5 protein-coding genes and 2 pseudogenes are annotated in these 5,946 nt (G+C 37.3%); all 7 read left to right on the forward strand.

Annotated features, from left to right (window positions below; translation table 11 throughout):
• Positions 1–83: 83 nt before the first annotated feature.
• A complete protein-coding gene (gene tnpA, locus ACOQFO_RS01110) occupies positions 84–401 on the forward strand; it encodes an IS66 family insertion sequence element accessory protein TnpA (protein ID WP_421687875.1) in 318 nt (105 codons plus the stop codon).
• On the forward strand, positions 391–744 hold the full coding sequence (tnpB, locus tag ACOQFO_RS01115) for an IS66 family insertion sequence element accessory protein TnpB (RefSeq protein WP_421687876.1): 354 nt from the start codon (positions 391–393) through the stop codon (positions 742–744). Before tnpA ends, tnpB begins: the two co-directional genes overlap by 11 nt.
• A gap of 38 nt (positions 745–782) precedes the next feature.
• Positions 783–2,117: pseudogene (tnpC, locus tag ACOQFO_RS01120) on the forward strand (IS66 family transposase); the annotation flags it as partial.
• Between the two features lie 152 nt (positions 2,118–2,269).
• Positions 2,270–3,511, forward strand: a complete 1,242-nt coding sequence (locus tag ACOQFO_RS01125) for a tyrosine-type recombinase/integrase (protein ID WP_421687877.1) — start codon at positions 2,270–2,272, stop codon at positions 3,509–3,511.
• A complete protein-coding gene (locus ACOQFO_RS01130; RefSeq protein WP_421687878.1) occupies positions 3,508–4,473 on the forward strand; it encodes a tyrosine-type recombinase/integrase in 966 nt (321 codons plus the stop codon). The genes ACOQFO_RS01125 and ACOQFO_RS01130 overlap by 4 nt, the downstream gene beginning before the upstream one ends.
• On the forward strand, positions 4,463–5,509 hold the full coding sequence (locus ACOQFO_RS01135; RefSeq protein ID WP_421687879.1) for a tyrosine-type recombinase/integrase: 1,047 nt from the start codon (positions 4,463–4,465) through the stop codon (positions 5,507–5,509). Before ACOQFO_RS01130 ends, ACOQFO_RS01135 begins: the two co-directional genes overlap by 11 nt.
• A 116-nt stretch (positions 5,510–5,625) precedes the next feature.
• Positions 5,626–5,892, forward strand: a pseudogene (locus ACOQFO_RS01140) (transposase domain-containing protein); the annotation flags it as partial.
• Positions 5,893–5,946 lie beyond the last annotated feature (54 nt).

Below are 5,946 nucleotides of genomic sequence, written 5' to 3' on the forward strand. Positions count from 1 at the left end.
GTAAGCGTCAAATATAACACACCTTCAACGAATTTCATGGACATGAGACAATCATGAAAATGAATCAAGTTGGAGGTTTTTTTATGAAACAATCTGAACGCCAGTTGATGTGGCAATCTCGTATTCAAGCATTTCACACAAGCGATGAAACAAGCGTTGCTGCTTGGTGCACAAAAGAAAATGTACCTGTTCAAAGTATGTACCATTGGTTGCGTAAATCACGCACGCAGTCAAAAAATCAACCTGCTCAGTGGTTACCTGTTGTCGTGGAAGAAGCCAATTCACCTGAGGTGATTCCCATCACAATTAAATTAAATGGCATTACGATTGATTGTCCACCTAGTTTTGATGAAGACACTTTAACTAAAATCCTTCAGGTTGTACAACATCATGTTCACTAATTTACGAATGGATCAAGTATTTATTGCTTGTGGGCCCACTGATCTTCGTAAATCAGTGGATGGACTCGCTGCCATTGTGCAAGAAAGCTTTCAGCTTGATCCCTTTTCCTCTCATCTTTTTGTATTCTGTAATCGGAAAAAGGATAAATTAAAAATTCTTCACTGGGACCACAATGGCTTTTGGCTCTTTTATCGTCGTTTAGAGGAAGGCTTGTTTGACTGGCCTAACGAGGCGACTACACCTTTAAAAATCACAGGACGCCAATTCAAATGGTTGCTTGAAGGGTTACCTATGAATCAAAAATCCTCACATATGAAGGTTTCTGCTAAAGTTGTCATTTAAAAAAGGAATTCGGCTACCCAAGTCGAATTTCTTTAACTATGGTAAAAATCGAACAAACACCCACACTTACAATTGAAGAACTCGCAAAAAAGAATGCGGAGTTGGAAAGACAAAATGAAGTACTAATGGCTAAAATCAATTGGTTGGAAGCACAGTTCCGCCTTAGCCAACAAAAGAAATTTGGGACTTCAAGTGAAAAAACCAATCCGGATCAACTTGCGCTGACGCTATTCAATGAAATGGAAATGACGTCAGATAACACGGTCGAAGAACCGACGCTTGAAACGGTTACCTATAAACGTAAAAAGCGTTCGGGACAAATCGAAGCGATGTTGGAAAACTTGCCTGTCGAAACGATTCACTATCGTTTAAGCGATGAGGAGCAGGTTTGTTTGTGTTGCGGTAAAAAAACACACGAAATGAGTACACAAATTCGGCGTGAATTGAAAATCATTCCGGCACAAGTTGAAGTGGTCGAACATATTCAACACATCTACAGCTGTCGTCATTGTGAAAAAGAAGGAACAGAAACACCAATTGTCACAGCGGAAATGCCAGCTCCTATGTACCCAGGAAGCTTAGCTTCGCCATCAGCGATGGCTTATTTAATGAGCCAAAAATATTGTGAAGGTCTTCCACTTTATCGACAAGAAAAACAATTAGAACGAATGGGCATTTCTCTGTCGCGTCAAACGATGGCGAACTGGATGATGTATGGAGCCAATACTTGGCTAATTCATTTATACAGTCACCTTCATAAAAAACTATGCGAAGAAGAGATTGCACATGCGGATGAAACGGGGTTACAGGTATTAAATGAGCCAGGTCGCGCTGCGACAAGTAAATCGTTTATGTGGATGTATCGAACAGGTCGTGCATCGTTACCTATCGTGCTTTATGATTACCAAACAACACGTTCTAGCAAACACCCTAAAGCCTTTTTACAAGGATTTTCAGGATACCTACATGTCGATGGCTATGTGGGGTATCATGATTTACCGAAGGTAGAGCTAGTGGGCTGTTGGGCACATTCGCGAAGGAAGTTCGATGAAGCATTGAAATCCTTACCAGCAAATCTACAAAATACAGAGCAGCCGTGTGCCGCAAAAATAGGGATTCAATTCTGTAACCGTTTATTTGCGATCGACAAAAAAATCAATAAAATAGACGACTGTACACCTGAACGTCGCTACGAAGAACGTCTGAAGCAGAGTAAACCTGTATTAGATGACTTTTTGGTGTGGCTAAAAACAGAAAAGGCCCGTGTCGCACCGAAAACAAAACTGGGTGAGGCCATTACGTACTGTTTAAATCAGTGGCAGAAACTCGTGGCATTTTTAAAGGATGGTCGTCTAGAGTTAGATAATAATCGAGGATTATACCGATCAATTTATTATTCTGTGCTTTATTAAAAAGCCTTGTTAATACAAGAATGCTTTTAATAATGCTCAGAATAATTTTTTTTATTACTCGAATAATATGATGTGTCAGATACACTGGCAAATTTATATTGGAGGGTAAATAAATGGATGATTTTAAAGACCTATCAGGAGTAACTCTTAATAAAATTAGATCTTTCGGAATCAAAAGTAAAAGCGTAATAAAAAGTTTTAAGAGATCATGCAGGCTTCTCGAAGCTTTTCTAGAAGAGAATAACCTTAGTTTTTCTCAAGAAAATGCTGAGCAATGGCTTTCAGAATCTGCGATTCTTAAGAAAAGTAATCGAAGTCAGCGTAATCTTTATCTTTCTCACAGACGTGCTATTTTGCTTTTGCTTGAAATGTCGAATAATCAACTTGATGAATGGAAGGTATATCCCATAAAAACAGCTCAAAGACCAGCAACTGAACATTACTTAGGCTTACTAGAACAATATAAACATTATCTTATATCAGAAAAAATGTCTGAATCTACAATTACATTTTCACTTAGAGTGGTGAGCATGTTTTTTTGTTATCTTGAAAGTGCAAATATTGTCCATATCAGTGATCTTATCCCTAAGAACGTGTCTGACTTTTGGGGAAATGATGCTCTATCGGGCAGAAAGCCAACGGGTTTACAGGCCTATGCATATAAGTTAAAAAAGTTCTTCATATTTCTCGAAGAGAAAGGAATCCTTAGTCAAGAAAACTTATATCTCTCAATCCCAAAGATTTTTGCAAAGCAGGTGAAAATAGTAACGACTATTTCAAAAAATGCAGAGAAGGAACTGATTTCAAATGGTAAACTTATAACTCCATTAGGGAAGAGAGATCAGGCTATAATTCTATTAGCATTGCGGCTTGGAGTTCGTCGTTCTGATATAGTCGGATTAAAATTCACTGATATTAACTGGAAAAATGAAACGATAACATTTACACAACAAAAAACAAAAGTACCAGTAATTCTCCCTCTTTTAACTGATGTCGGTAATGCTTTAATGGATTATATACTTAATTCACGAGTTAATACTGATTCAGAGGAAATCTTTCTAAGGGGATATGCACCTTACAAGGCTTTGAAGCCAAGCTCAGCAAGTAAAGTTCCAATAAAATATCTTTCAGATTTTAGCTCAGATGATTGCCCTGAGAAAGGGTTACACATATTGAGGAGAACTGTAGCAAGCAGATTATTTGAAAACAATATATCTTCAAGTATCATATCTGCATCGCTAGGCCATTTAAATCCAGACTCAGCAGATGTCTACATTTCTACCGATTCCCAAAAGATGCGTAAGTGTGCATTAAGCCTTTCTGGAATAGAGTGTACAAGGGAGGAACTGGTATGAATGGGAAATACAAAAGCAACTTTGCACAATATATTGAAGGTATGAGAAGGGAGAAATACAATTCAGGGTTTTCTTTAAAATATATGGATAAGCATCTTGATGAATTCGATTCTTTCTGCAGAAATTACTTTCCAAATAAGGATTTACTTGATAAAGAATTGGTCGAAGCTTGGGTATATCGAACAGATTCAAAATCTATACAGGAGATACAGAAACGGTTTCGTACAATGGTGCACCTTGGTATCTATATGTTACCTCTACGAGGTGAAACTTACATTGCCAAAAGCAAACTCAAAATAGCAAAGCCAAAAGAGCCCCATATTTTTACGGATGCTCAATTGGAGGAATTCTTTAGAGCATGTGATCGCTTCAAGGCTGTAAAATTTCCTCCATACAGACACTTAGTAACTTCTGTATTGTTTAGGTTAATTTACTGTTGCGGATTAAGAAATTCTGAAGCGTGCAACCTCAAGTGTTCTGAAATAAATCTTAAGGATGGCGTAATAAAAATTCTTGAATCAAAAGGTCATAAAAATCGAGTAGTATATATGTCAGATGATATGACAAAGCTTTGTCGAAAATATGATTCTGCTATTGAAACAATGAATCCAGGACGTGAATATTTTTTCCCATCTACTAGGGCCAAAAATTATAACAATACATCCATCTGCAGGTTATTTGATAGTACACTAAAGCAGACATCATTCTTTATGAAGACAAGTAAAAAACCTACTTGTCATGGGCTGAGACACACTTTTGCTGTGAATAGTATGAGACAGTGTATCGAAGAAGGGGAAAATTTTGATACTATGATCCGGTATTTAAGTCGATACATGGGGCACTCCAGTCCACAAAACACCATGTATTACTTACACATGGTAATAAACCTTGTTCCTGAAATCAGAAGAATGGCAAAAGGATATGAAGATATCCTTAACGGTGTCGCATATGTTGAAGAATAATAATCAGACAAAAATGTTTTTTAGTTATGTAAGTGATTTTCTGTTTTTGCATCTTAAGGATCATGAGCATAAATCTAACAATACAGTTGTTTCATATAGGCAGGGGCTGAATAGTTTAAGGGAATTTACAAAAGAAGTATATGGAAAAGGGGTAAATAAACTCACATTTACAATGGTGACTGCTGATTTGGTACGGGAGTACCTATTGTGGTTAGTAGACAAAAAAGAATGTAGCACTACCACACGAAATCATAGACTCACAGTAATTAAACAATATTTTCAATATTGTTCTGACAGAGATATTTCACTTGCCCCTCAGTTTATCGGAATATCAAAAATTAAACACATTACTGTACGGGCTAAAAAAGGTAACTGGATGTCCCGTGAGGCAATCAGAGTAATCCTTGAGCAACCACCAAAAACAAAAATAGGAATCCGCGACAGGTTTTTCATGATATTTCTTTATGGAACAGGTGCAAGAGTTTCAGAAGCATTAAATGTTAGACTTAAGGATTTAGAAATTTCTACAAAAGATCCTTTTGTAAGAATTCTAGGTAAAGGAAACAAACCGCGTTGCGTACCTTTACTTGATATTACTGTAGAAAATTTAGATTATTACCTTTCGGTATATCATCCTTCGAGGCTACCTGATGATCATCTTTTTTACACTATTATTAAAGGTACAAAAGATTCTATGTCCGTTGCAAATGCAGAAAGATTTATAAAAAAATATGGGGAAGCTGCCCGTAAGGTCTGCAGTGAGGTTCCGGAAAATGTCCATCCTCATCTTTTCAGGCATAGTTTTGGCGCCCACTTGTATAGAATGGGTTTTTCACTGCCAGTGATTGCAAAACTGCTTGACCATGAATCGCTGGAAACTACAGAAATATATGCCCATACAGACACGGAGATGATTAACGCGGCTTTTAGGGAAATGGAAGAATCATTACAGAGCCAAAATCCCTTACAATCGAAGGAAAAGAAATGGAAACAAGCAGATGAAGAAACCCTTGCTAAACTATACGGATTGAAATAATCCAAAAAATTATTCTGAGCATTTAGAAGAATAGTTTTGATATTACAAAGTATTCTAGTAAAGCTCAGAATAATTTAATGGTTGGTATAAAGCTGGTTATTCTTAAATTAAAATAACGAGGAGAGCGTTCGATTAAACCATTCGTAATTGGTCGCAAGGCATGGCTGTTTTCAACTTCTCCTAAGGGAGCAAAGGCTAGTGCAATCATTTATAGTATTGTAGAAACAGCGAAAGAGAATCAACTCGATCCACTGAAATATTTAACGTATGTTTTGGAGCAACTACCGTTGATTGACCTAACGGATGAAGCAGCGTTAGATGCGTTGATGCCTTGGTCAGAAGCAATTCCGACCAACTGTCACGTACCTAAACGAACTACATAGATAGCATAACAATAGCGCCCCCTGAAAACCAGGTGGGCGCTATTTGACGCTTAC

The sequence above is a fragment of the Ureibacillus sp. MALMAid1270 genome (assembly GCF_049202975.1).
Lineage (GTDB): Bacteria > Bacillota > Bacilli > Bacillales_A > Planococcaceae > Ureibacillus.

What these genes read in the sequence shown, in the direction of transcription:
- tnpB (WP_421687876.1), top strand. Translation starts at nt 391, where the DNA reads ATGTTCACTAATTTACGAATGGATCAAGTATTTATTGCTTGTGGGCCC.
- ACOQFO_RS01125 (WP_421687877.1), top strand. Translation starts at nt 2,270, where the DNA reads ATGGATGATTTTAAAGACCTATCAGGAGTAACTCTTAATAAAATTAGA.
- ACOQFO_RS01130 (WP_421687878.1), top strand. Translation starts at nt 3,508, where the DNA reads ATGAATGGGAAATACAAAAGCAACTTTGCACAATATATTGAAGGTATG.
- tnpA (WP_421687875.1), top strand. Translation starts at nt 84, where the DNA reads ATGAAACAATCTGAACGCCAGTTGATGTGGCAATCTCGTATTCAAGCA.